Raw genomic sequence first — 23,595 nt, forward strand, 5'->3', positions numbered from 1 at the left:
CTAGCGGCTGTTGCGAAGCTTAAGGATCTTGACCTCCACCCGCTGGTTGCGCTGGTTACAGGCCTCAGTGTCCTCCATGCAGACGGGGCGGGATTTACCGTAGCCCCGGGGAAGAAGTTGGGCCGACCCGATGTGCTGCGACTGTAGGTAGTCGATCACTGCCACGGCGCGCTCCTCGCTGATGCGGCTGGCGTAGACGGGGCCAGCGCGGTAGCTGGCGTGGCCCCCGATCTCAACGACTACGTCGGTGTTCTGGCGCAGGAAGTTTACGATCTCGTTGAGGGCTTCCTCGCTTTCCTGTTCGAGGGTAGCGCTGTTGGCCTCAAAGATGATGTCGTCGATCTCAAAGACCTGTCCGATTTTGAGTTCCCCGCGCGTGTTGCCCAGCTTCACGACCGGGCCGGCGGGGGCCTGCGGGCGGCTGGTTACGGTAGACTCGGGCCGTGCGCGCTCCGGGGTAGGGACCGTGGCGGGGTCGGCTGCTTCCGGCTCCGGCTCGGCAACAACGACCTCATCGGCACGGGACTGGCGGGGGGCGTCCAGCTCCTGCTCGCAGGCTACGGGCACGAGCGGTTGGGCGTTGTCGAGTAGCAGGTTACCGTTGTAGGCGAACAGGATGGGCTGCTTGTAGTAGGCTTCCAGTACGATGAAGGTGTAGTCCTGGGTGGGCTCGAGTTTGATACGGTACTCCTGCCAGTCCCAGTTATCGACCAGGGGGCTCTCCCCGAGCACCTCACCGAGGTCGCAGATGCTGTAGCCGCCGCGCACGCGCAGTTTGACGGGCTTGACGTAATTGGCCTCGTCATCAGTGAGGCGGCTCCTGGACATGTACATCTCCGAGCGGGCCAGTTGGATGCTTAGCTCGTAACACTGGCCGGCGACCATGGGCGCGCTCATGCGCTGTCCGACGCGCTCGTAGGTCTCGTTGTCGCGGGTGACCATGCCGAGGTAGGTCTTGCCGGCCTGGGCGGGCTTCACCACTTTGAACTCCCGCAGGGGATCGGGCTGGATGTCAACGGCCGATTCACCGATGAAGCCGCAGTCGCTCCAGTAGCGGGGTGCGGCACCCACACGGGGTACATCGTCTTCGAAGGACGGATTGGTCAGGAAGATTGTGCCGTCGGGGCCGGACTGGCCACCCAGGGTGAGGCTCAGCAGAGCCAGCAGCGGCAGGTAGTAATAGCGCATCTCGTCTCAGTTGTGCTGAACGCCGGCGACCTACGCTGGCCGGCGCACCATGATCCATAGTATCCTCCCTAACGCCCCAGACAACAAATTGGTGCAAATAGTTTGTTACCGTGGCGTGCGCCCCTTTGACTACAGCCGCGACTACAAACAGCTCGATCTACGGGCGCAGCCGGAGCTCTACGCCATCGGGAAGGGCGAGCAGGGGGTGCTTTTGGTAGAGCCCTATAAGTCGGAGATCCTACCTCACTGGCGCTTCAAGGACCCGGAGGCCGCCACGGCATCGTCGCAAACAATTTACGGTATGTTCTTAGACTACCTCGCCGCGAAAGATTTTGTGGGGGCCGACATGGCCCGTAAGTTCCTCCAGATGGGCTATACCCGCGCGCGCCGCTACGCTAACTACAAGGGCGGCAAGAAGTACGACGGTCCGGTGCCCGATGATAAGAAAGGACAGAGTGGTAGCCACGGCCGGGAGCAGCTGGACCGCCAAGAAGAAGACCTCGTCAAGGCCGAATCTGCCCGGATCTTTAAGGCGAAGTGGGACGAGGCGAAGCAGCACCCGGAGTACGTGCGGCAGAAGGCGGCTTTCATTGAGAAGTATGGCTAGCTTCTCGTCCGCCGAGGGGGCTACGACAGATCCCCCGCCAGCCGTTCCAGCATTCGCATACACCCCGCCAGCTGCTCCACGGCCACAAACTCATTGGCCCGGTGCGCTTGCGCGATATCGCCCGGCCCGCAGATCACACTTGGGAAACCCGCGTTCGAGAACTGTCCGGCCTCGGCAGCGAAGGCCACCGTTCCGGTAGTCGCATTACCGCTTATGGACTTCACCAATTCCACGATCGGCTCCTCCTCGGCGGTGTCGAGTGGAGGGACCGGTGGATGCATCGGGATATGCTCGATACTAAAGTCCGGGTACACCTGCCGCCGCAGCGCCTCCCGCTCCCGGCAGAAAGCTTCGAAGTCCGAAAACAGCTCCGCCGCATCGTCCTGCGGAATAGTGCGGTAGTCCCAGTCGAAGCGGCACTCGTTGGCGATGATGTTGAAGGCCGTCCCACCCCTGATTCTACCCACGTGGATGCTAGTATGGTTGGGGTAAAAACGATCATCGGTATGTCCGGCGGCAAGGAGGGCCTTCATCTTTTCTTCCAGCCAGACGATCAGATGGGCCGCCTCGTGCACCGCATCGACCTCCTCCATGATGCGGCTGCTATGCCCCTGACTACCCGTGACCACGGTCGTATACACCATGATCCCCTTTTGCCCCACCATCGGCTGCAGCATCGTCGGCTCTCCGATGATGGCCCCTAGTGGCCGCTCAGCGTAGTGATCCCGCACCGCCTCCGCCATAATATCGCCCGCTATACAGCCGATCTCCTCGTCGTAACTGAAGGCAAAGTAGACCGGTCGGGCCAGTTCCGCCGCCTGGAACATCGGCACGGCGGCCAGGCAGCAGGCCACGAAACCCTTCATGTCGCAGCTGCCGCGGGCGTACAGTCGGTCCCCCTTCGGTATTAGCTCGAAGGGATCGGTATCCCAGGGCTGCCCCTCGGTCGGCACCACGTCCATGTGTCCGCTCAGGATCACCCCCCCGTCCGTGGCCGGGCCGATGCGGCAGTGCAGACAGGCCTTATCACCGGTTTCGTTCGGGACCAGGGTGTAGGCTACTCCGTGGTCGGTGAGGTACTGCTCGATCCAGTGCAGTATGGGCAGATTACTCTGTCCGCCGAGTACGGGAAAGGAGACGAGCTGGGCGAGGATTTCGGTGGCGGTCATAGGGCGAAGGTAGGTAGGGGCAGGGGGTTAAGGAGCTAAGGGGTTAAGGAGCTAAGGGGTTAAGGAGCTAAGGGGTTAGGGGGTGGCTTTGCTCGCTCCGCTCGTCTAGCGTTGCACCTGCGGTCCCGTCCCACTTACCCTACCTCTGCCGCTTCTGTAGCACCTATCACGTCTGCCTCCTGCCCCTTAACTCCTTAACCCCCTAACCCCCTAACCCCTTACCTTAGTGACCAACCGCCCCCACCAGCGTCCTATCACCGAACGTACCTCACCGCTATGAAAGATCACATTTTTACCCTCACCTTCATTGCCCTGCTCCTGCTGGCGGCGGCCAAGCTGACCGGGCAGGTCACGACGCAGCAGCAGATGATGAGCCGCGGCAACAACGACGCCCTCATCCTGGAGCTCCCCTCCGCCCAACCGAAGCTGGTCGAGAACCTGTGGGAGGACTACCTGAAGGACAACTATAAGGTCAGAACCAGTAAGACGAAGAAGGTGCGCACCGGTGAGCTTTCGAGCCTCAATTTCGAGTTACCCGGAGTGAGCGCCGGCAGTAAGGTAGATATGTACAGTCAGGTGCGCGAGGTCGGTAACGGCAGCGAACTCATGGTCTGGATCGCCACCCCCGACGGCTACGTAAGCCCTGCTTTGGACCGTGGGCAGTACCTGGAGGCCGAGAAGATGCTGATGCGCTTCGCCCTCACCGTGAGCCGCGAGCAGATCGCGGACGACGTCGACTCCCAAGAAGACCGCCTCAAGGACCTAGAGAAGGAACTTGACCGCCTGCGCAAGGACAAGGAGCGCGCCGAGAAGGACATCGTCGATGCCCAGCAGCTCATTGCCGAGCGCGAGGCCGAAATCCAGCAGAACCTCCTGGACCAGGAGACTAAGCAGCGCGAGATCGAGACGCAGATGCGGGTGGTGGAGCAGGTGAAGACGCAGCTTAAAGAGTATTAGACCCAGCTTTGCTGGGGTAGAGCCCTCGCTGGCGCGTTCGGGCGTAGACCGCTGCGCGGATAGACCCTTCGGGTTAGACTCGTCTCGCAGGCATGACAGCGGCAGCTCTATCCGCAACGCGGTCTACCCCCGAACGCGTAGCGAGGGGTCTAACCGGTCGCGCAGCGCCGGTCTACATTTTATCTTGTGCTATGCGTATTTTCATTTTCCTACTACTGGCCGGCTGCCTCCACGCCCAGTCCACCCCCCATACCCTCAACCCCCAGCGGCTCGAGCGGGTAGATAGTTTTTTGCAGCACCTCGTCGAGCGGGACATCGCACCGAACGTGCAGGCCGTCGTGTTACAGGGCGGCAAGGAGGTGTACCGGGGCACCTTCGGCCTGGCGGACGTAGCGAGTGGGCGCGCCGCCCGGCCCGACGACATCTACCGCGTTGCCAGCCAGACCAAGGCTGTGGTGACGGTGGGACTGATGAAGCTCTTCGAGCGTGGAGCTTTCTTCCTGGAGGATCCCATCAGCAAATACATACCGGCTTTTGCGGGAACGCAGGTGCTGGGTCAGTTGGACAGCGTGAGCGGTGAGTACGCGCTGGAGCCCCTGGCCCGCCCCATCACCATCCGGCATCTACTGAGCCATACGGCGGGCATTGCCTACGAGATGCCCGGTGACCTGGACGAGCGGTATCCCATCCCCTTCTTCGCGAGTCTCGAACCGGTGACGACTGAGGAGGTGGTGGAGCTGATCGCTGCCCGCCCGCTGGTGGCCCAGCCGGGGGAGCAATTCGTGTACGGGCTGAGTACGGACGTGATCGGCCGGCTCGTCGAGATCCTGTCCGGTATGCCACTGGATGCGTACATGCAGCGGGAGGTATTCGGTCCGCTGGGTATGCAGGACAGCTACTTCTACCTCCCGGCGGAGAAGGCGGACCGGCTCGTCTCTCTGTATTCCAAGCCTGGATTGGATGATCCCCTAGTCCTGCACGAAAACGAGACCTACCGCGACTTCGCCGTGCGGGGTGCCCAGACCTACTTCTCGGCCGGGGCCGGTAGCGTGGGCACCATCGACGACTACGCCCGCTTCTGCCAGATGCTACTCAACGGCGGGAAGCTGGATGGGGTGCGGCTGCTGAGTCCGACCACGGTAGCGATGATGCTGCGCAACCAGATCGGCGAGCTTACGGTGTGGGATCGGGAGGATAAATTTGGCCTTGGCCTTCAGCTCATCACCGCGCAGAGCCACTACGGCGATCAGGCCACACCGGGCAGCTACACCTGGGGCGGCATGTACTGCTCGGAGTACACGATTGACCCTGCGGAGCAACTGGTGCTACTGGTGTACACTAATGTGCATCCGACGCCGTATTATCAGGAGGTGGTGCGAAAGTTTCGGGTGCTGGTTTATTCGGCATTGGAGTAAGACGACTAGCAAGGACCTCGACCGGACGCTCAAAGGTCCGAAGGGGCTTTGCCCCACGGACGCTTCGAGGTCCTGCATTTTCGAAACACTATCACGGAGGCCCCCGTTACACCAAAAACGCCCAGCCTCCATGCCCCGCCCCCTCCAAGAAGCCCCCCACATCAGCGGCCGCCTACCGAAGAAGCACGCCGAGGAGCCCATCTCGCAGGCCGACGCTCCGGCGGTAGATACCTTCGCCGCCACCCCCCGGGCCAGGGGCCGCTCCGCCCGCAAGTGGAAGCCGAAGCACATCTACTTCACCGCACCGGCCTGGGAAGAGGAGCACGGTCGCCGTATTGCCGAGCGACTGGACAACCTGGGACTGACCTATGACGTCATGAACGGTAACCGACTGCCTAAACTCGGCGGCTCCACCACCCGCGAGACCTACCAGAAGGCGAAGAATACCCTGGCCGTAGTCACCGCCCCGCCCAGCGCGATGAAGCTAACGCCTATTCCGCCCTCGGCCGACTGGCAATTTCACCTGGCCAAGGGCTGCCCGGCCCACTGTCAGTACTGCTACCTAGCCGGTAGTCTGCCCGGTGCCCCGGTGACCCGCGCCTACGCCAACCTGGACCAGATCCTGGAAAACAACACGAGCTACATCGACCCCAATAAGTCCCTGACCACCTTCGAGGCCAGTTGCTACACCGACCCCCTGGGCATCGAGCACCTGACTGGGTCGCTGAGCCGTGCCATCACTTGGTTCGGGACCCAGCCCGAGGCCCGATTGCGGTGGGTGACGAAGTACGATGACGTGGAGCCCCTCCTCGACCTGCCCCACAACAGGCAGACCCGCTGCCGCATCAGCCTCAATGCCGACTGGGTCACCCGCCGGCTCGAAGGGGGTACCGCCGATCTGGAGGCTCGTCTGGAAGCTATGCGGCGGTTGGGGCAGGTCGGCTACCGCGTCGGCGCGGTCCTAGCTCCCCTGATGCCGTTCGAAAACTGGCAGGAGGACTATACCGATCTGCTGCAGCGGCTGCGCGAGGCCCTCGACTTCGAGGTGGATCTCACCTTCGAGCTCATTACCCACCGTTTCACCCCCGGCTCCAAGGAAATCCTGCTCGACTGGTACCCCAATACCTCCCTCGACTTCGACGAGGAGAAGCGGAGTAAGAAGCTCAATAAATTTGGTAGCCACAAATTCGTCTACCGCAAGGAGCAGATGAAGGAGCTGAAGGCGTGGTTTACCGAAGAGATTGCCGCTAGCTTCCCCGAAGCCGAAGTCCTCTATTTTACTTAATGTGAAGTCGAGGGGCTATCCCGTACAGCCTGAACAGCGGTAGCTCTACCCGCCTTGACGGTCTACCCCCTAACGCGCCAGCGAGGGGTCTACCCCGGCACCGCCGGGTCTATCCCAGTACACCACGCGCATTATCGCTCACCTCCAGTCCAGCCCAGCCCGCTACCCCCCGGTACACTTCCCCCCCGCCCCGCTCCAGCAGCACCTCCACCTCCCCCCGCAGGCTCTCGTTAATCTTGCCGGTCATGGCCCCGGAGATCGGACTCGCCAGTTGTCCGCCCGGAGCCGGATGGCCAACGAGAGTCAATTTCCACTCCTCTTTGGTGAATACCAATCGAACGGCCTGCTCCGCCTCTTCCAAAAAGACTTGCACCTGCGCCCCCGCCCAGGTGGTGAAGACGTGGAGCTCGCCCTCTAGGAAAAAGGTGCAGAGAAAGCCCGTGAAACTAGACCCCAGCCAGGGAATACTAGCTACGCTGGCCATGAGACTAGCCGGCCGGTCGGTATTGCTGAGGTGGTTGCTCTGGGTCCAGATCCAGGCCTCGGGGAAGCCCGTGCCCCAGTCCTTCTCGGTGTAGCCTAGGCCGGAGGAGGCATCGTAGGTCGCATGCCCCACCCGAATCGAGCCCAGCGTGCGGTGGTGGAAGCTGACTAGCCCGTGGTAGCACTGCATGCCGGGCACGTAGCCGTACCAACCCATCACGCCGGGAGCCCTTGCACTGGCCGGCCAGCCGGTGACGCCCTCCAGGGACAGATCGAGTTGTAGGTCGGGTAGGTCTATGACGAGCCGGTCGGTGGCGAAAGTGTGTGGGCCAAGCTGGAGGTAGAAGCGGTCCGGTGCCGGTTGGAATTGCTCCGTGCGGTACTCGTGGTACTCCGAGGTGGCGGCTACCCCGTTGAGTACCTGGAGAAAGGCGTGGCCCTGACCTGCCCGGTCGTAGCTGATGCCGGGGATGAAGGCGTAGGCCAGCTCGTGCTCCGGCACTACCACCTTAAAGTACCAGCCCTCGAAGTAGTGGCGGGTCCGCCCCCAGCCCTGGAAGCGGGGCGGATCGAGGGTGGCGCGGCGGCGGAGGAGGAAGTCGGTCACGGGCAGGCGTTGGACGCTTTTAAAGCGTCCAACGCCTATGCAATCGAGTTGATTGCTGCATCAAGTAGGAGAAACCCCGAACTTCGCCACCGTATGCACTACCTGCTTGCCCTCCTGCTCCTTACCCTGACCACTGCCCTCATGGCCCAGACCGACCCTGCCGACTACGCAAAGTTCAAGGCCTATGTCGAAGCCGGTAAGTACCAGAGTGCCCTGGCGGTGGCCGATAGCATCTATGCGCGGGCGGCACGCAGCGGGCAGTCCGATGAACTACTGCGGGCACTGGGCGAGCGGGTCACCCTGACGCAATTGCTGGCCGAGGACGAGCAGGAGGCAGCGCTCGGGGTGCTGCGGGAAGCCCTCTCCAACCACGGTCAGGATCCGGTAGTGGCCGCCCTGACCCACCTCATGCTGGGGGAGGTGTACTTCAACTATGCTCAGCAAAATCAGTACCGCCTGAGTCAGGGGACCGAGCTAGCGGGGCAGGAGGTGAGCGATAGCCTACCACTGGCGGATCACACCCTACAGCAGCTCCTTACGGCGGGGCGCGATCACCTCTATAGAAGTCTCGCCCTGAGCCGGGAGCAGCAGACCCGACTGGCCGAGATACCGGCACTCATTGTAGGTGGGCAGACGCGCCGCGATGAGCTACCGACGCTCTACGACCTGCTCGTGGGGCGGGCTATGGAACTACTCAGCAATTCCCTGGGCTCCCTGACTGACGACCGGCCGGTAGATGCCGCCGAGTTACTGGTACCGGCCGGCGACTTCTGCGATCTCGACCTGACGCTCCGCTACGACCTCACCCGGGCCACGCCGCGTAAGCTGCTGTTGTACCAGCAGTGGATCGCCTACCACCTTGCAGAGATTACCCCGGCACTGCTTTATGCGGACCTGGAACGCCTGCGCTACGTTCACCAGCTCGGGGCGGCTGACTCCCTGTACCTATCTGCCCTGGAGCAGGCTTACGAACACTACGCCGCCCTTCCCCAGCACGACCGCTTTTTGGTAGAGATGGCCCGGCTGCTGGACCGCGACGACGCCTCGCTCGGTGAGCGACCCCGTGTACGCGCCCTCACGCTGATTGATCGGGTAGGGGAGGAGGATGAGGTCGCCCGGGTGGAAGCCGTACAGCTACGCGCTAGTATCACCGCTGCTAGCCTCAGCAGTCAGACCCACACCTACTACCCCCGCGGCGAGCACCTGCTGGTACACCTGACCTACCGCAACGTGGAGCAGGTCTACTACCGGCTGTACCGCTACGACCCCGCCCAGCCGGGCGATTACGTCCGCGACATCACCGAGCGACTGGCAACTATCCAGCGGGGCGAGCTAGCCGGGAGTGGCAGCCAGCGCCTGGTCCCCAATGACGATTACAGTCAGCACACCACCGAGCTCGACCTGGCTGCCCTGCCCACCGGGGGCTACTATCTGGTGGTAACTGATGGCGAGGACTTTGATCCACAGTCAGGCGCTTTCACCGTATCTGACTTCCAGGTCACTGATCTGAGTACGCTAAAGATCAGTAGCGAAACGGGCAGCCCTGTCCAGGTCGTCGACCGTACCACCGGGGCCGCCGTGCCGGACGTGCGCGTAGAGGTGTACCGCAGCAACCGCCGTAACCAGGACTACCGCCTGATTTACACCCGCCGCAGCGGGGAGGATGGCGTCTTCACCCTCCCCACGCCGAAGGACTACGCCCAGTACCGCCTGGTCCTGAGCCAGGCCCCCACCGGCGACCGGCTGGTTACGGACCTCTACACCTACAACAATCGGAGCGGCCAGCCCAGCACCCAGACCTATACCACCCTGCTCACCGACCGCCCCCTCTACCGCCCGGGGCAACGGGTGCACGTTTACGGCCTACAGTACCGGACGGGTGTAGACCAGCTGCCCTCCATCCTACCGGAGGCAACAGTTACGGTTATACTCCGCGATGCCAACTACCAGGAGGTAGCCCAGCAGCAGGCGGTTACCGATGCGTACGGCCGTTTTAGCGTGGATTTCGAGCTGCCGGAGGGCGGACTGACCGGCGAATTCAGCATCCAGACGGATAATGGCAATGCCGCCATCCGGGTGGAGGAGTACAAGCGGCCGCGCTTCGAGGTTACGCTGGAAGCTCCTGAGGACGCGGTGCCCAGGCGGCCCGTGACCGTAACTGGTGAAGCACTGACCTACGCGGGCCCACCGGTGGCCGATGCCCGGGTGAGCTACCGGGTGTACCTGGAGGAAGTACACTGGTATTTCTACCGAGGCTACGGTGGCGGTGGTGGGGGTGAGCGCGAGCTGATCGCCAGCGGGGAGACGACCACCGGTGAACGGGGCAACTTCGAGCTGACCTTTACTTCACCAACCTCCCTCAGCACCGCCGGTTACCCCAGCTACCGCTACGTGATCGAAACCGACGTAGCCGATCAGACCGGAGAGACGCACACCGCCACTGCTACGGTCGGCATCCGGGGGAAACGGCCGGCGGTCGTGGTCACTGCAGACCAGGAAACTTTGGACCGTGGCGACAGTCTGATCGTGCGTGCTCAGTCTGAACGGCGCGATACTACCCTAGCGATTGAGTTGCGCGTTACTCCCGTAATAAAGCCCAACGCCAGTCTGCTCGAGCGCGACTGGCCCGTGCCCGACCGACCGGTGATTGAACGGGATAGCTTTGCGGACCACTTCCCCTATCTGAGCTACGCCCCCGTACCGGAGCTGACGGAGTGGCCGACTAATGGTAATCCCGTGTACCAAACGACAGTCACCCTGCGAGAGGGCACCGCCAGCTTCTCCCTTCCCGCCGACTTCTCGATCGGTCACTACCGCATCGACTGGCGCTACGCTGATGGCACCGCCGGGGCACCGGCTACCTTCAGCGTGTATAACTCCGCCACCGCTGAGCTGCCCGCCGGTAGGCTCTACCAGTTCACCGACGTGCCCGATAGCGTACGCGTAGACGAGCCAGTAGAACTCATTCTTATCTCCGCCCTCGACCTCCCCCTCGTGCTTAGCCGCTGGGAAAGCCGCAGCGGACTACTCCTGGAGCGCGACAGCACCACCGCCCGCAGCCTCACGCTACGCTACACCCCTACGGAGGCCGATCGCGGCGGACTGTTCCACCAACTTGCTTTCGTGCGCCTGAACCGGGTGTTCCAGGAGAGCCGACAGCTTCCCCTGCCGTGGGAAAACAAAGAACTGCACGTCACCTACGCCACCTTCCGCAGCAAGCTACGCCCCGGTACCCCCGAGGAGTGGACCTTAGAGCTTAAGTCCAGCGATAGTCTACCGGCTGCCGCCGCGGCCCTGGCGACCATGTACGATGCCAGCCTGGACCAGCTCTACGCCGGGCGTGGGTGGCAGTTTTCGCCCTATCCGGTGTACGGGGGGAGTGAGTCGTTAGTAGCGAATTTTAGTTTTGGCAGTGAGTTTGGGCAGACGTTCACCATTAGCCGCTCAAGGTCGTCCGATACTATTCCTGATCTTCCCTACCTCCGGCTTTCTTCGCTTGATGATCGGTCCTTAACGACTATGCTGCAGGGCAAGGTGATGGGTGTAAGTGTGAGAAGTCGGGGCGCCATGCGTATGGCTTCTCCAGAAATGGAGGAAGCTGCCTTCGCCGATAACGAGGCTGCTCCCCAGGCTGTTTCTGCCAGCATTGCACCTGCGGCCCCGGCCCCACCGCCTGAGCCGCCCGTTCAACTGCGTACCAACCTCCAAGAGACCGCCTTCTGGCTCCCCAACCTTACCGCCGGCCCCGATGGCTCGCTCCGGGTCACTTTCACCAGTCCCGAGGCCCTCACCGCCTGGAAGTTTCGCTTCTTCGCCCACGATAAGGCGCTGAACTACGTGATCTCCCAGCGCGAAGTAGTGACCCAGAAGGAGCTCATGGTACTACCCAACGTACCGCGCTTCCTCCGGGAAGGCGACCGGATGGAACTCACCGCCAAGGTCTCGAACCTGACGGACCGGCCGCTGGACGTACGCGTCGAGCTGGAATTGTTTAACCCCGACGGTAGCGAGGTAGTAAGTGTGGAAGGTAGCGGACCCAGTCAGTCACTACAGCTAGCGGATAGCAGCTCGGCTACCGTGCGCTTCCCCATCTCCGTACCCGATGGTGCCTCGCTGGGTGGGCCGCTGGGCTACCGCATCATCGCCCGCAGTGACGACTTCAGCGACGGGGAGGAAAATGTGGTGCCCGTCCTTTCTGACCGCACCCTCATCACCGTCTCCCAACCCTTCTACCTCCGGCGCGGTGAAACTAAAGAAGTTACCCTCCCCGGCCTGCTCCCTTCGTCCCCCGTCTCCCCCTCCCTAATCCCCCTCAGCTACACCCTCCAGGCCACCACCAACCCCGCCTGGCTAGCCCTCAAGGCCCTCCCGTACCTGATGGAGTACCCCTACGACTGCACCGAGCAGCTCGCTAACCGTTACTTCGCCAATCAGCTGGCCTACCAAACGGTGTCGACCAAGCCCGTGCTGGAAGAGGTTTTCAACCAGTGGGAGACCGACTCCACCGCCCTACTGAGCGAACTGGAAAAGAACCAGGACCTCAAAACCGCCCTGGTCACCGAGACGCCCTGGGTACGCGAAGCACAATCCGAGGCCGAGCAGCGCGCCCGCATCGGCGAGCTCTTCCAGCTCAGGCGACTGGCCCGGGAGCAGGAACAGACCCTCGCTAAACTAGCCGCCCGCCAGGAAAGCGACGGGGCCTACGGCTGGTTTCCCGGTGGACCCTCCGACCGCTACATGACGCAGTACGTGGTGGAGACCATTGCCCGGATGCAGCAGCTCGGCGTCATCGACCCCGCCCAGCGCGCTACGGTAGAGCAGATCACCAGCGCCGCCCTCCGCTACCTCGACCGGAAGTTGGAAGAAGACTACCAGCGGCTGCTCGCTGAAACAAAAGACTCGACCGAGCTACGGCAGGACTACCGGCCCACCCCCCTCCAGCTCCACTACCTCTACGCCCGTACGCTCATCAATGGCGCTCCGGCACCCACTAGCAAGGCCTTTGACTTCTACCGCGAGCGCGCCTTCTCCGAATGGTTGTCGTACGGACTCTACGAGCAGGCGCTAATCGCCATCACCATGGCGCACTCCCCCTCCGCCGGGGGGGGGCGCGGGGAGGTTATCCTCGCTAGCCTCCGCGAGCGCGCCATCCACAAGGACGAGTTCGGCATGTACTGGAAGTACGATCGGGGCTACAGCTGGAACGAGCTGCCCATCGAGACACACACCCGCCTCCTCGAGGCCTTTCGCACCATCGACCCCCGCCCGGAGGAACTCGACGAGATGCGTCTCTACCTACTGACTAACAAGCGCACGACTGCCTGGCCGACCACCAAGGCCACCGCCGCGGCCGTCTATGCCATCCTGAATGCCGGAGAGTCCTTCACCGTCGATCAGCCCACGCAGCCGATCGTGGCGAGTTGGCCCGGCCGCATAGGTGACCGGCTCAGCACCCGGGTCCTTGCTCTCCAGGAGACAGCAGAAGCAGCTACCGGCGAGTTCACCCTCCGCGTACCGGCCGAAGAGGTAAGCAGCGACCTAACTACCGCCACCATCAAAAACCCCGGCAACGACCTCGTATGGGGAGGCGTGTTCTGGCAGTACACCGAGCTGGCCGATCGTGTCGAAGCCAGCCACACCGGCCCCCTTAGCCTCGAACGCAGCCTCTACAAAAAGGTAGGCGACCAGCTCCAGCCGATCATGGAAGACACCCCGCTCCACCCCGGCGACCGCATCACCGTCCGACTTACCCTGCGCAGCGACCGCGCCATGGACTACGTGCACGTCAAGGACCGCCGCGCCGCCACCTTCGAGCCCGTCGACGCGCTGTCCGGCTACCAGTACCGGAACGGCATAGGCTACTATTTTGCCCCCGGCGATCTGGCCACGAACTTCTTCATCGACCACCTGCCACGGGGCACCTATACGCTGGAATATGACCTCTTTGCGACCTATACCGGTAGCTTCAGCAGCGGGCTGGGGCGGGTGGAGTGTATGTATGCACCGGAGTTTGGCGGGAACACCTCCGGAAACCGAATCTCGGTCGAGTAGACCTGCGCGTTGCGCAGGGTAGAGCCCTCGCTGGCGCGTTCGGGCGTAGACCCGCTAAAGCGGGGTAGATAGCGCCGTCTCGCAGGCACGACATGCGGTAGCTCTACCCGCGCAGCGGTCTACGGGCGAACGCGCCAGCGAGCCCTCTACCCCGGCAAAGCCGGGTCTAAAGCTTCAGCTTTTCAATCCGCTCGGCCAGCACCTCCCGATAACTCTTCCCCACCGGCAAGGTCGTAATTTTCCCCTTTTCCTTCACCTCCACCATATTACCCTGCAGGGCCTCGATCCGCTCCAGGTTCACGATGTAGCTGCGGTGGATACGCTGGAAGTCGCTGGTGGGTAGCTTCTCCTCGAGTGACTTCATGGTTTGGAGGGTGATGACCCGGTCGTTGGGTAGGCGGATGATGACGTAGTCCTTCAGCCCCTCGATGTACACGATCTCGTCGATGTTGACGCGCACGAGCTTCTTGTCGGCCTTGACGAAGAAGTAGCCCGGGCCGCCGTCCTGCACGGGTAGGGCTTTAGCCTTCTGCTGCAGTTCAGCCTGCTCCACGGCCCGGTTACAGGCCTGCAGGAAACGGTCCATGCTGATGGGCTTGACGAGGTAGTCCAGGGCGTTGAGCTCGAAGCCGTCCAGGGCATAGTTCGGGTAGGCCGTGGTGAAGATGGTCACGGGCGGGTCCGACAGTCCACGCAGGAAGTCGGTGCCCGTAAGCTGCGGCATATTAATGTCGAGAAACATCAGGTCCACGTCTTCCTTGTTGAGCACCTCGTTGGCCTCGAAGGCATTGGCGCACTTGGCCACGAGCTCGATTTCGGGGATGCGTTCCAGATAAGTCTCGAGGATATCCTGGGCGAGGGGTTCGTCGTCGACGATGATGGCGTTGATCATTGGAGGGAGTTGTTGCGTTTTTGGTTGTTGTGTTGTTGCGGTGCGGGTGTTGGAGGTGTCACATGCGTGGGGGGTGTTATAGGTGTAATATCGGGCGGGGCCGCAGGTGCAAAGAAAAAATACGACCAGCGCACAAATAGCGGGCACGAGCGAAGCGAGCATTCCCTTAAAAGCAACAACTCAACAACCCAACAACGACCCCTCATAACTCTAGCGCCAGCCGCACTGCATAAGTCCCCGGCGTCTCCCGGATCTCTAGTACGTGCCGCTGCGGGTACAGTAGCTCCAACCGCCGGCGTACGTTCACCAGGCCGATGCCGCCGCTGGGGCGGGCCGCGTCGGGGGAGCGGGGCATGGTGTCGCCCTTCGTGTTTTCCAGGTCGAAGCGGATGGCCCGGTGCTCCACCTCTAGCGTAGCGTGCACGAAGCCGCCCCGGAGGGCCGCGTTGATGCCGTGCTTAAAGCTATTTTCTAGGAAGGGGATGAGCAGCAGCGGCGCGATCTGTTGATCCACCACCTGCCCCTTGACGTCGAGGGTGATGTCGATGCCCTCGCGCTGGCGCAGCCGCTCCAGGTCGAGGTAGTTACGCAGGTAGTTGATCTCCTTACGTAGGGGCACCTCGGGCTCGTTGCACTCGTAGAGCATATAACGCATCATCTCCGAGAGCTTGATGACGATGTCGGGGGCCTTGTCGCTCTTCTTCAGGGTAAGGGCGTAGAGGCTATTGAGGGTGTTGAAGAGGAAATGGGGGTTGATCTGCGATTTGAGGAAGCGCAGCTCCGATTGCATGGTTTCGTTTTCAACCTCCTGCTTCTTGCGGTTCTCGGCGATCCAGTCGGTCATGATCTTGCCTACGGAGCTGACTCCGCCGATCAGAAAATTGCCCAGGAAGTAGGCCTCCATATTGTCCAGGAGGTCAATCTGTACCGATTCATCGGAGGAGAAGAGGAAATACTTGATCACCAACTCCATCGGCGTGAAGAGCACCGATAGGCCGATTAGGGCCCCCAGGTAAATCCAGTAGCGGCCGCGTTTAAGGTAGAGTGGAAAGAGCAGAAATAGGTTAGTATACACCACCACGGCAAATACGCCTACCGTGATGAGCTCGTTGATTAGCACCAACCCCAGACTATACTCCCCGGCCTGTAATTGCAACACGACCAGGATGCCGAAGAAAACCAGCCATCCGATGCCATGGTACAGTGGCCGTCGCATGAGGGTCTGGCCCAGGCGGTCGGTCAGGCTGCGGAGGGGAGCGGTCGGGGTACTGGCGACGGACATCGCCCTAAGGTAAGGGCGCCTATGTAGTAAGCCCAGCCGACATTCGACTAACGGAGGACTTTTATGTACGGGTTGCGGACTGTTTGACACGAGCGAAGCAAGCATCCCCGCACATCGTACATCGTAATTCGTACATTGTAAATCGTAAATCCCACCCCCCATGGGCACCTACCTCATCGCCGCCGTCGCCGCGGCCATCATCTACCGCATTGGCCGCGAGGTCGTGGGCAGCTTCCGCCATCCGGACGACGAGGAGTTGCTCGACTACTGGAACGACGTCACCAAGACCGAGGACCGCTCCGCCTACCGCCAGATCAGCGAGCACCTGGCTACCTGCGAGCAGTGCCGCGACCGGCTTGATGAACTACGTAAACGCCCCGGTGGCCCCGGAACCCACTCGCCCCTGATCAGCCGCCGGTACTAAACATGCGGGGGCCCGCCCACGGTTACAGCGGTAGACTATCTAATCAATCCCCCACCATGAACGTACAGCGCTTCCACGACGAGACCATCGACCAGTATTCCTACCTCATCACCGACGGGGGCGAGGCCGTGGCCGTAGATCCCACCCGCCGCATTAAACCCTATCTTGACTACCTGGGGGAAAACAAACTTCGCCTGCGCGCCATCGTCATGACCCACCGCCCGGGTACTTTCGCCAGTGGGTGGGCCGAGCTGCGGGAGGAGACGGGCGCCGATATGGTCGGAGCTACCACCTACCACTTTCACGGGGAAGGACAGTTCGTGAAGGCCGGCCGGGCTACCATGATCGAATTCGGCCAGGGGTGCCACGTCCAAACCCAACTCACCCCCGGATATACGGCCGATAGCATCAGTCTGCTGGCCATGAATGCCGACGGTAACGTAGAGGGCATCTTCACGGGCAATACCCTGCTCCAGGACGGGGCCGGCTACCCCCTACCACGCCCCGAGGACAAGAACCCCCTACACAACGAGCGGACCTACGCCAAGGAGACTTACGACAGCATCTACGGCATCATCCGCGGCTTCGACCAGCGGGCTACGGTTTACGCCGGCTTCGGGGAAGACGCCCACTTCAGCAAGATGGGCGATGCTACCCACGGCCGCTTCAATCTCACGGAGGCGCAGGACGAAAGCCCCGTTTTCGACAAAAAGATCGAAAACGCCGACCAGTTCGCCGACTGGCTGACGGGAGACTACCCCTTCGTACCCGCTTACGTCTACGGCTGTCTGGAGGGCAATCCGGAGGGCTATCCCCGCTGGGAGCAGGCCATGTCCCCCTTCCGCCACCTCCTTACCGGCCTTCATAAAGATGATATGCAGCCGGTCGGCGATGACGAAACCACCACCACCGCTACTACCACGGTGACCGAACCGACCGTGACCACCGAGCGCGTTGTCGAAGCCCGGGGCAATGTGGTGATTCTAGAGGAAGAAATTGCTCCCGCAACCAACCTTGCACCTGCGACCCCGCCTACTTCTATTCCATTAGGCACGGACACCTGGCTCATTGACACCCGGCCCGCCGCCGACTTCAAGGCCGGCCACCCCCGCAATGCCATCAACATTCAGGCAAAGGGAGAATTTGCCCTCTGGCTCGGGGCCATGGTGAAACCCGGCGAAGAACTATACGTGATCGTAGATTCCGAAGAAGCTGCCTACCAAACCGCCCAGAGCATCGCAAAGATCGGCTACGACCGGCAAGTGACCGGTGCCACCCAGTGGACCGGTGACCTGGCCGAGCTCATGGAAGACCCCCTCGACCTGGAGGACTTCCGCGAGCACCACATCGGTAAGTACACTATAGTAGATGTGCGGCCCGCAACGCCGGCCATTGAGGACACCCGCTTCTACGGGGCCATCAACATCCCCGCGTGGACGCTGCGCGACCGCTGGAAGGAAATTCCGCAGGACCGCCCCATCGTGGTGCACTGCGGCGGCGGCTACCAGTCGGCCATCGGGGCCAGTCTGCTCCGCAAGAACCTAAAGGGTGCGGTGCCGGTGTACGACCTCGGCGAGCACATCAAGGACTTCAAGGCCTCGCGATAGACCAGGCGTCCAACGCTTGCAAGCGTCGGACGCCTATGCCAGCTTCGGGTAAGTCAAGTACCCCTCCGCCCCCAGCGTATAAAAGGTGCTTTGATCCGGGATCGCCAGCTCCGCTCCCTGCCGGAAACGCTCCACCAGGTCGGGATTAGCGATGTAGGGCCGGCCGAAGGCTACCAGGTCTCCCTTACCGTCCGCTAACTGCCGATCCGCCTCGTGCGCATCGTAGCCTCCGCTAAGGATGAAGGTGCCCTGGAAATTATCCCGCAGCATCTTGCGCATCTCCTCCGGAACGTGGGGGGCCCCCATTGCCTCGTGGTCGACCAGGTGGAGGTATACCAGGCCTACCTCGTTAAGGATCTCGGTCAGGCGGCGGTAAGTCTCGGTGATGCCTTCAAACTCGCCTAGCTCCCCAAATACTCCGTACGGACTGATACGCATGCCTACCCGGTCAGCGCCCACGGCGGCTACGGTAGCCTCCGCCACATCGCGTACGAAGCGCAGTCTATTTTCCACGCTACCCCCGAACTGGTCGGTACGTAGGTTCGTCTTGGGGTGAATGAATTGCTCCAACAGGTAGCCATTCGCGGCGTGCAGTTCCACTCCGTCGAAGCCGGCATCGATGGCCACCTTGGCGGCCATGGCATATTCTGCGGTGGCGTCCTGAATATCATCCTCGGTCATCTCCTGGGCCAGGGGGATGGGCAGTTCGCCCTTGCCATCGACGTACATCTTGGTCTGCGTCATCTCCACGGAGCTGGGGGCCAGTACGCGGCCGCCGGTCCAGAGGTTATCGGGGTGGCTGACGCGGCCCGTGTGCATAATCTGTAGAAAGATATTACCACCCTCCCGGTGCACCGCATCGGTCACCTGCTGCCAGCCGTGCAGCATCTCGGGGGTGAATACACCGGGGATACGCGGATAGCCCAGTCCGTTATAACTCGGCGAGGTGCCCTCGGTGATGATGAGTCCGGCCGAGGCGCGGTTGGCGTAGTAGGTGGCCATCATTTCGTTGGGCACGTTACCCTCGGCGCGCGAGCGGGTCATGGGGGCCATGACGACGCGGTTTTTTAGGGTGATGGGACCTAGGGTGTAGGGGGAGAGTAGGTGGTCTAGCATGAGGTTCTTAATCTTTAAAATAGCACGAAAGAACCTCGAAGCGTCCCTTGCGCGTAGCGCTTAGGACCTTTGAGCGTTCGGGCGTTGCTGGTTTTGGAAGGGCGGGGCCGCAGGTGCGAAGTCGTTCGAGCAAGTCGGCTGACGAGCCTCTCGCTGCGCTCGTGGGACTCGGCAGACGACTAAGCCAGCTTCTTCTCGAAGTTCTTAATGGTGCCCGTCATACCATACAGGCTACCGTCGGGGTCCATCTCTTTACTATCGGCGAGGGTACCGTAGAAGAAGGGGGCAAAGCCGATGTCCTTGATCAACTCCTCGATGGTCTCGCGGCCGGCTACGGTATCGGCGGCGTAGGGGATGGCCAGATGGGGCTCATTTTCCTTAGGAAAGGCGCGGTCGCGTAGTACGTCGGCCTCGATGGTATTGAACGCCTTGACTACCTCAGCTCCCTTGAACCAGCGGGCGGTGTGCTGGGAGGCGGTCAGTTGGCTCTGGCGCACGTCGCGGGCCATTTGTCCGTTGCGCTCGGGGTAGGGGTTGGCGGCGTCGATGACGATGCGCCCCTTGATGGCCGTGTCGAGCTGCTTGACCAGTTCGGGCAGCATCTTATAGGGGGTGGCGACCAGGAAGATCTCGCTGAAGTCGGCCGCCTCCTCGACAGTACCGGCGCGGGCGTACTCACCGGCTTGCTTGACGAGATCCTGCAGCTCATCGGGATGGCGGGAGGTGAAAAAGACGTGGTGGCCGGCCCGGGCGAAGTGGAGGCCGAGATTGCCACCGATATTGCCGGAGCCGAGGATGGCGATGTTCATAGTAGGGTGGGAGATGGTGTGTGGGTGAGAACTTGCTTTGGGGGGTTTAGTTCGGTGGAAAATCAAGCCCGGTCCCCACTGAGGAAAGGGATAAAATTATCCTGACTGATCGTCTGAGTCACCGCGTCGGGATAGGCCTCCCGGAAGCTTTTTGGAAAGGAGGCGCGCTTGCGGGGATTCCACTTGAACTCAAAGGCATGTAGTAAGCCATCTGACTCTTCGATGTAGTCGACTTCTTGCTGGGTATAGGTGCGCCAGAAATAGTCATTGGAGTACCGTTGGTGATACTGCTTAATCTTCTGCCGCTCACTTACTAAGAAATTTTCCCGGAGCGCACCCGTATCCTGGCGGAGGTGTAGTGGACTGAAGTTGGCAATCAGGGCGTTGCGTACACCATTGTCCCAGAAATAAATCTTGCGACCTCGTTTAATCTCACTACGCAGATTACGACTCAAACTCGGTAGTCGGAAAATGACGAAGGCCTGTTCGAGTAAACTGATGTAATGTTCCACCGTAGCGGGATCGGCTCCGACAGTTTTAGCAACCTCATTGTATGACACTTCACTACCTAGTTGGAGTGCCAGTGCCTGCAGAATTTTCTTTAGCAGATCTACTCTTCGTACCGTTTCCTGGTAAAGCAAGTCTTTATACAGGTAGCTGTCTACAATAAGGTCGAGATACCTACGCTCACTTCCTGCCCGGTTGACAATCTCGGGATAGCTGCCGTATAAAAGGCGCAGCTCCAATCCATCCAATGCCCGCGCTTGCCCCTGATTATTACTGATCTCTTCGAAGCTTAGGGGGTACATAAAATGCTGAAACTTTCGTCCGGTCAACGACTCATTAACTCCGAATGAAAGTTCCAGGGAGGAGGAGCCGGTCACCAATAGTTGCGTCTCGGGTTGGGTATCAATTAATATTTTCAGTTTCAACCCGATCTCATCAATACGTTGTGCTTCGTCGATCACTACCAGCTTCCTATCACCAATTACCGCGGCCAGGTTTTCGTAGCTTCTACTCGATAGCAGCTCCTGTACACTAGAAAGATCACCGTTCAGATAGAGATAGTCTTTATGCACTGATGCTGCTAGACCACGTACCAGAGTAGTTTTACCCACCTGGCGAGGCCCTAGCACCACGATTACCTTTCCCTGCCAAAGATCCTGTCTGACCAGCCCTTCTGTCGTCCTTCTAATCATTAGATCAAATTTACGGATCGTAATCCGAAAATTCAATCAAATTTTGGGATTAGGGTAGAGAGTCGGCTGACGAGCACTCGCTGCGCTCGTGGAACTCGGCAGACGACGACCTACAAAGCAATCGGTGCCCCCAACAACTCATCCGATATCCCGAACCCATCCACCAGTGCCCCCACTTCCGGCCGGAGCTCGGCACAGAGCTTATCGACCAGCTTGCGGATGGCCTTGCTCTTTTGGCCGCTGATGTAGTCGGATTCTAGGTACCAGCCGCGGTGGTGCTCGATGGTGTGGTGGGCGTAGAGGAGGATGACCTTTTCGAGCAGGTCGCCGGAGGCGTTAGGCGCTTGCGAAGCGTCTAACGCCTTTACCTCGCGGAGCGCATCGACCCTGGCCAGGCTGGATTCCAGTACCAGCAGCTCCACGTAGGCCTCGGCCGCCTCGATCATGTGGGTCTGGCAGAGGAGGCCGGCCTGGTAGCTGCTCATGCCCTCCTTGATGTAGGCGCGTAGTCGACTGCCGAGCGTACTGACCAGTCGGCGGGCGCGGAACTGGAAGGCGGAAAGGTAGAAGCTCCGGCTTTCGAGGTGCTCGCGGTCGGTTTGGCGTACCACGTAGGGGTTCTGCTCGGTGACGATGGTGCCCACGCGGCGGCCGATGAACTTGAGCACGGCGAAGTTGCCATCCTCCTGGAAGGACTTTTTAAACTCGGTCAGCAAGCTCTTGGCCAGCAACTGCATCAGTACCGTGTTGTCGCCCTCGAAGGTGGTAAAGATGTCAGTGTCGCCCTTGAGGTCGGCGAAGCGGTTCTCGGCCAGGTAGCCCTTGCCGCCGGTAGCTTCGCGGCATTCCTGGATGGCGGCCGTGGCAAACCAGGTGGCGTAGGACTTTAGCCCTGCTGCCATGGCCTCGATCTCGCGCATCTGCTCCTCGGTGCGGTTAACGTAGCGGTCCAGCAGGTGGTCGAGCCCGAACTGTACGGCGTAGGCCTTAGCGACGAGCGGGATTAGCCGGCGCTGCTGGTTGGGATAGTCCAGGATGATGGTCTCGGAGCGCATCGACTCCGAAGGAAACTGCCGGCGGCGCAGCCCGTAGCGGACGGCGATGGTAAGGGCCGACTTTGCCGCGCTGAGGCCCGCCCGGGGTACGAAGACCCGCCCGCCGACCAGGGTGCCCAGCATGGTAAAGAAGCGCCGCGTCGGACTCTCGATCGGAGAGGTGTAGGCACCCTCCTCGGCGATACCGCCGTACTTATCCAGCAGATTCGCTACCGGTACCCGCACGTTGTCAAACCATAACCGGCCGTTGTCCACCCCATTGAGGCCCATCTTGTAGCCATTGTCCTCGACTCGGATGCCGGGCAGGGTAAGTCCGTCGGCGCTGCGGATCGGCACCACCACGGCGTGTACCCCGTGGCTCTCTCCGTTCACGATGAGCTGGCAGAACACCGCGGCCATGCGGGCGTGCATAGCGTTACCGATGTATTCCTTGCCGGCGGCCACGCTGGGCGAGTGCACAATGAGCTCGCGGTTGTCGTGGTCGTAGACGGCGGTGGTCTCCAGTCCGCGTACGTTACTACCGTGGCCCGTTTCGGTCATGGCGAAGCAACCCGGTAACTCTAAGGTGCCGGTGGCCCGCAGGTAGGCATCGTGGTGCCGCTTTGTGCCCAGGTTGTACACGGCTCCGCCCCAGAGCCCGAACTGTACGCCGAACTTGATCGTCAGGCTCAGGTCGTGGTAGGCAATGGTCTCGAAGGCGGCGGCGTATTCAGCCATGCTATCGTGGCCGCCGTACTCCACGGGGTAGGACAGGGCGCCGATGCCCTCACGGGCCAGTTCCTTACACCAGCGTAGTACCTGCTCGCGGTAATCCTCCTTAATGCGTAGGGTGGGCCGCTCGAAGCTGGGGCGCAGGAGTATCTCCTTCGTCCGTGCGATGGTATCGGCGTGCTCGCCATCCAGCACCCGCTGTAATTCGGCTGGATCGACGCTGCCCTCCTTAATCGCCTCGAAAAGCTTCTCCCGCTGATCGTAGAGCGGGAAGAGGCTACGGTAAGTGTCTTCGCGTACGCCCCCGAGCCCCTCTTCGATGCTGCGTAGGGCGGTCAGTTGCTCGCTCCAGTAGGCCAGTCGCGCCTCCGGATCGTCTTCGGCGGCCACGGCCAGTACGATGGCCAGTTCCGCCAGGCTGGCCGGCTTGGCTTCCGGTAGGCTCTCGGCCGCCTGCCGCCCGCTACTCAGCCACTGCTGGTAGCGCTCGCGGCTGGGGGGGCGGACCGGGTCGCTCCATTCCAGCAGCACCCGACGGTCCCCGGCGGAGAGAAACTCCAGCGCCCCGGCCTCCTTACGTAGCGACTCGATCTCCGGTACGCTCAGGTGGCGGTCCGACCAGGCGGCGTACAGAAACGGTAGCATCGCCTGGATGCCGGGGGTCATGGTGGTGTTCGTTTGGAAGTCGGCGCCCATAGATAGGATTTGTTTGGAATTAAAACGCCCGGCGCGTAGGCA

General features: G+C 61.4%; 16 protein-coding genes. 7 read left to right on the forward strand and 9 right to left on the reverse strand.

The genetic code is table 11. The annotated features are described in order from the left end of the window. A complete protein-coding gene (locus ACOOHD_RS18155; RefSeq protein WP_420459295.1) occupies positions 1 to 1,188 on the reverse strand; it encodes an OmpA family protein in 1,188 nt (395 codons plus the stop codon). A gap of 115 nt (positions 1,189 to 1,303) precedes the next feature. Here ACOOHD_RS18155 and ACOOHD_RS18160 point away from each other — a divergent pair, with 115 nt between their 5' ends. Next, positions 1,304 to 1,795, forward strand: coding sequence for a DUF4385 domain-containing protein (locus tag ACOOHD_RS18160; protein ID WP_420461450.1), 492 nt, complete (start codon positions 1,304 to 1,306; stop codon positions 1,793 to 1,795). Between the two features lie 20 nt (positions 1,796 to 1,815). Here the strand turns inward: ACOOHD_RS18160 and argE are convergent, their stop codons facing one another. Further along, positions 1,816 to 2,964 carry an acetylornithine deacetylase gene (argE, locus tag ACOOHD_RS18165; RefSeq protein ID WP_420459296.1) on the reverse strand — a complete coding sequence of 383 codons (1,149 nt, stop codon included), beginning with the start codon at positions 2,962 to 2,964 and terminating at the stop codon, positions 1,816 to 1,818. A gap of 276 nt (positions 2,965 to 3,240) precedes the next feature. Between argE and ACOOHD_RS18170 the strand changes: the two genes are divergently transcribed. From ACOOHD_RS18170 to ACOOHD_RS18180, 3 genes are all read left to right on the forward strand, one after another. Then, a complete protein-coding gene (locus tag ACOOHD_RS18170) occupies positions 3,241 to 3,921 on the forward strand; it encodes a hypothetical protein (RefSeq protein WP_420459297.1) in 681 nt (226 codons plus the stop codon). Between the two features lie 191 nt (positions 3,922 to 4,112). Continuing rightward, the gene (locus ACOOHD_RS18175; RefSeq protein WP_420459298.1) at positions 4,113 to 5,336 is read left to right on the forward strand and encodes a serine hydrolase domain-containing protein; all 1,224 of its coding nucleotides are present in this window, start codon (positions 4,113 to 4,115) and stop codon (positions 5,334 to 5,336) included. A gap of 130 nt (positions 5,337 to 5,466) precedes the next feature. Beyond that, positions 5,467 to 6,621 (forward strand): radical SAM protein, encoded by a 1,155-nt coding sequence (locus ACOOHD_RS18180; RefSeq protein WP_420459299.1) that lies wholly within the window; start codon positions 5,467 to 5,469, stop codon positions 6,619 to 6,621. 109 nt (positions 6,622 to 6,730) lie between these two features. On the opposite strand, the gene ACOOHD_RS18185 is transcribed toward ACOOHD_RS18180, so the two are convergent. Next, positions 6,731 to 7,711: a tocopherol cyclase family protein gene (locus tag ACOOHD_RS18185; RefSeq protein WP_420459300.1), complete on the reverse strand. Its 981-nt coding sequence runs from the start codon at positions 7,709 to 7,711 to the stop codon at positions 6,731 to 6,733. 93 nt (positions 7,712 to 7,804) lie between these two features. Between ACOOHD_RS18185 and ACOOHD_RS18190 the strand changes: the two genes are divergently transcribed. Further along, positions 7,805 to 13,762 carry an alpha-2-macroglobulin family protein gene (locus tag ACOOHD_RS18190; RefSeq protein ID WP_420459301.1) on the forward strand — a complete coding sequence of 1,986 codons (5,958 nt, stop codon included), beginning with the start codon at positions 7,805 to 7,807 and terminating at the stop codon, positions 13,760 to 13,762. A gap of 166 nt (positions 13,763 to 13,928) precedes the next feature. Here ACOOHD_RS18190 and ACOOHD_RS18195 read toward each other — a convergent pair whose 3' ends face one another. Together ACOOHD_RS18195 and ACOOHD_RS18200 are read right to left on the reverse strand one after the other, a co-directional pair. Further along, positions 13,929 to 14,654: a LytR/AlgR family response regulator transcription factor gene (locus ACOOHD_RS18195; RefSeq protein WP_420459302.1), complete on the reverse strand. Its 726-nt coding sequence runs from the start codon at positions 14,652 to 14,654 to the stop codon at positions 13,929 to 13,931. A 202-nt stretch (positions 14,655 to 14,856) separates the two neighbouring features. Continuing rightward, positions 14,857 to 15,936: a sensor histidine kinase gene (locus ACOOHD_RS18200; RefSeq protein ID WP_420459303.1), complete on the reverse strand. Its 1,080-nt coding sequence runs from the start codon at positions 15,934 to 15,936 to the stop codon at positions 14,857 to 14,859. Positions 15,937 to 16,096: 160 nt separating this feature from the next. On the opposite strand from ACOOHD_RS18200, the gene ACOOHD_RS18205 reads away from it, so the two are divergent. Both ACOOHD_RS18205 and ACOOHD_RS18210 read left to right on the forward strand, forming a co-directional pair. Continuing rightward, positions 16,097 to 16,360, forward strand: a complete 264-nt coding sequence (locus tag ACOOHD_RS18205) for a hypothetical protein (protein ID WP_420459304.1) — start codon at positions 16,097 to 16,099, stop codon at positions 16,358 to 16,360. Between the two features lie 56 nt (positions 16,361 to 16,416). After that, entirely contained in the window at positions 16,417 to 17,967 is a 1,551-nt protein-coding gene (locus ACOOHD_RS18210) for a rhodanese-like domain-containing protein (RefSeq protein ID WP_420459305.1), read from the forward strand. A gap of 33 nt (positions 17,968 to 18,000) precedes the next feature. On the opposite strand, the gene ACOOHD_RS18215 is transcribed toward ACOOHD_RS18210, so the two are convergent. The 4 genes from ACOOHD_RS18215 to ACOOHD_RS18230 all read right to left on the reverse strand — a co-directional run bounded on the left by ACOOHD_RS18215 (position 18,001) and on the right by ACOOHD_RS18230 (position 23,553). Further along, positions 18,001 to 19,083: an alkene reductase gene (locus ACOOHD_RS18215; protein ID WP_420459306.1), complete on the reverse strand. Its 1,083-nt coding sequence runs from the start codon at positions 19,081 to 19,083 to the stop codon at positions 18,001 to 18,003. 179 nt (positions 19,084 to 19,262) lie between these two features. Then, positions 19,263 to 19,958, reverse strand: a complete 696-nt coding sequence (locus ACOOHD_RS18220; protein WP_420459307.1) for an NADPH-dependent F420 reductase — start codon at positions 19,956 to 19,958, stop codon at positions 19,263 to 19,265. Then, positions 19,955 to 21,091 (reverse strand): ATP-binding protein, encoded by a 1,137-nt coding sequence (locus tag ACOOHD_RS18225; protein WP_420459308.1) that lies wholly within the window; start codon positions 21,089 to 21,091, stop codon positions 19,955 to 19,957. Before ACOOHD_RS18225 ends, ACOOHD_RS18220 begins: the two co-directional genes overlap by 4 nt. A 110-nt stretch (positions 21,092 to 21,201) precedes the next feature. Continuing rightward, positions 21,202 to 23,553, reverse strand: a complete 2,352-nt coding sequence (locus ACOOHD_RS18230) for an acyl-CoA dehydrogenase (protein WP_420459309.1) — start codon at positions 23,551 to 23,553, stop codon at positions 21,202 to 21,204. Positions 23,554 to 23,595 lie beyond the last annotated feature (42 nt).

The organism is Neolewinella sp. (assembly GCF_965214665.1).
In the GTDB taxonomy this organism is placed as follows: Bacteria; Bacteroidota; Bacteroidia; order Chitinophagales; family Saprospiraceae; genus Neolewinella.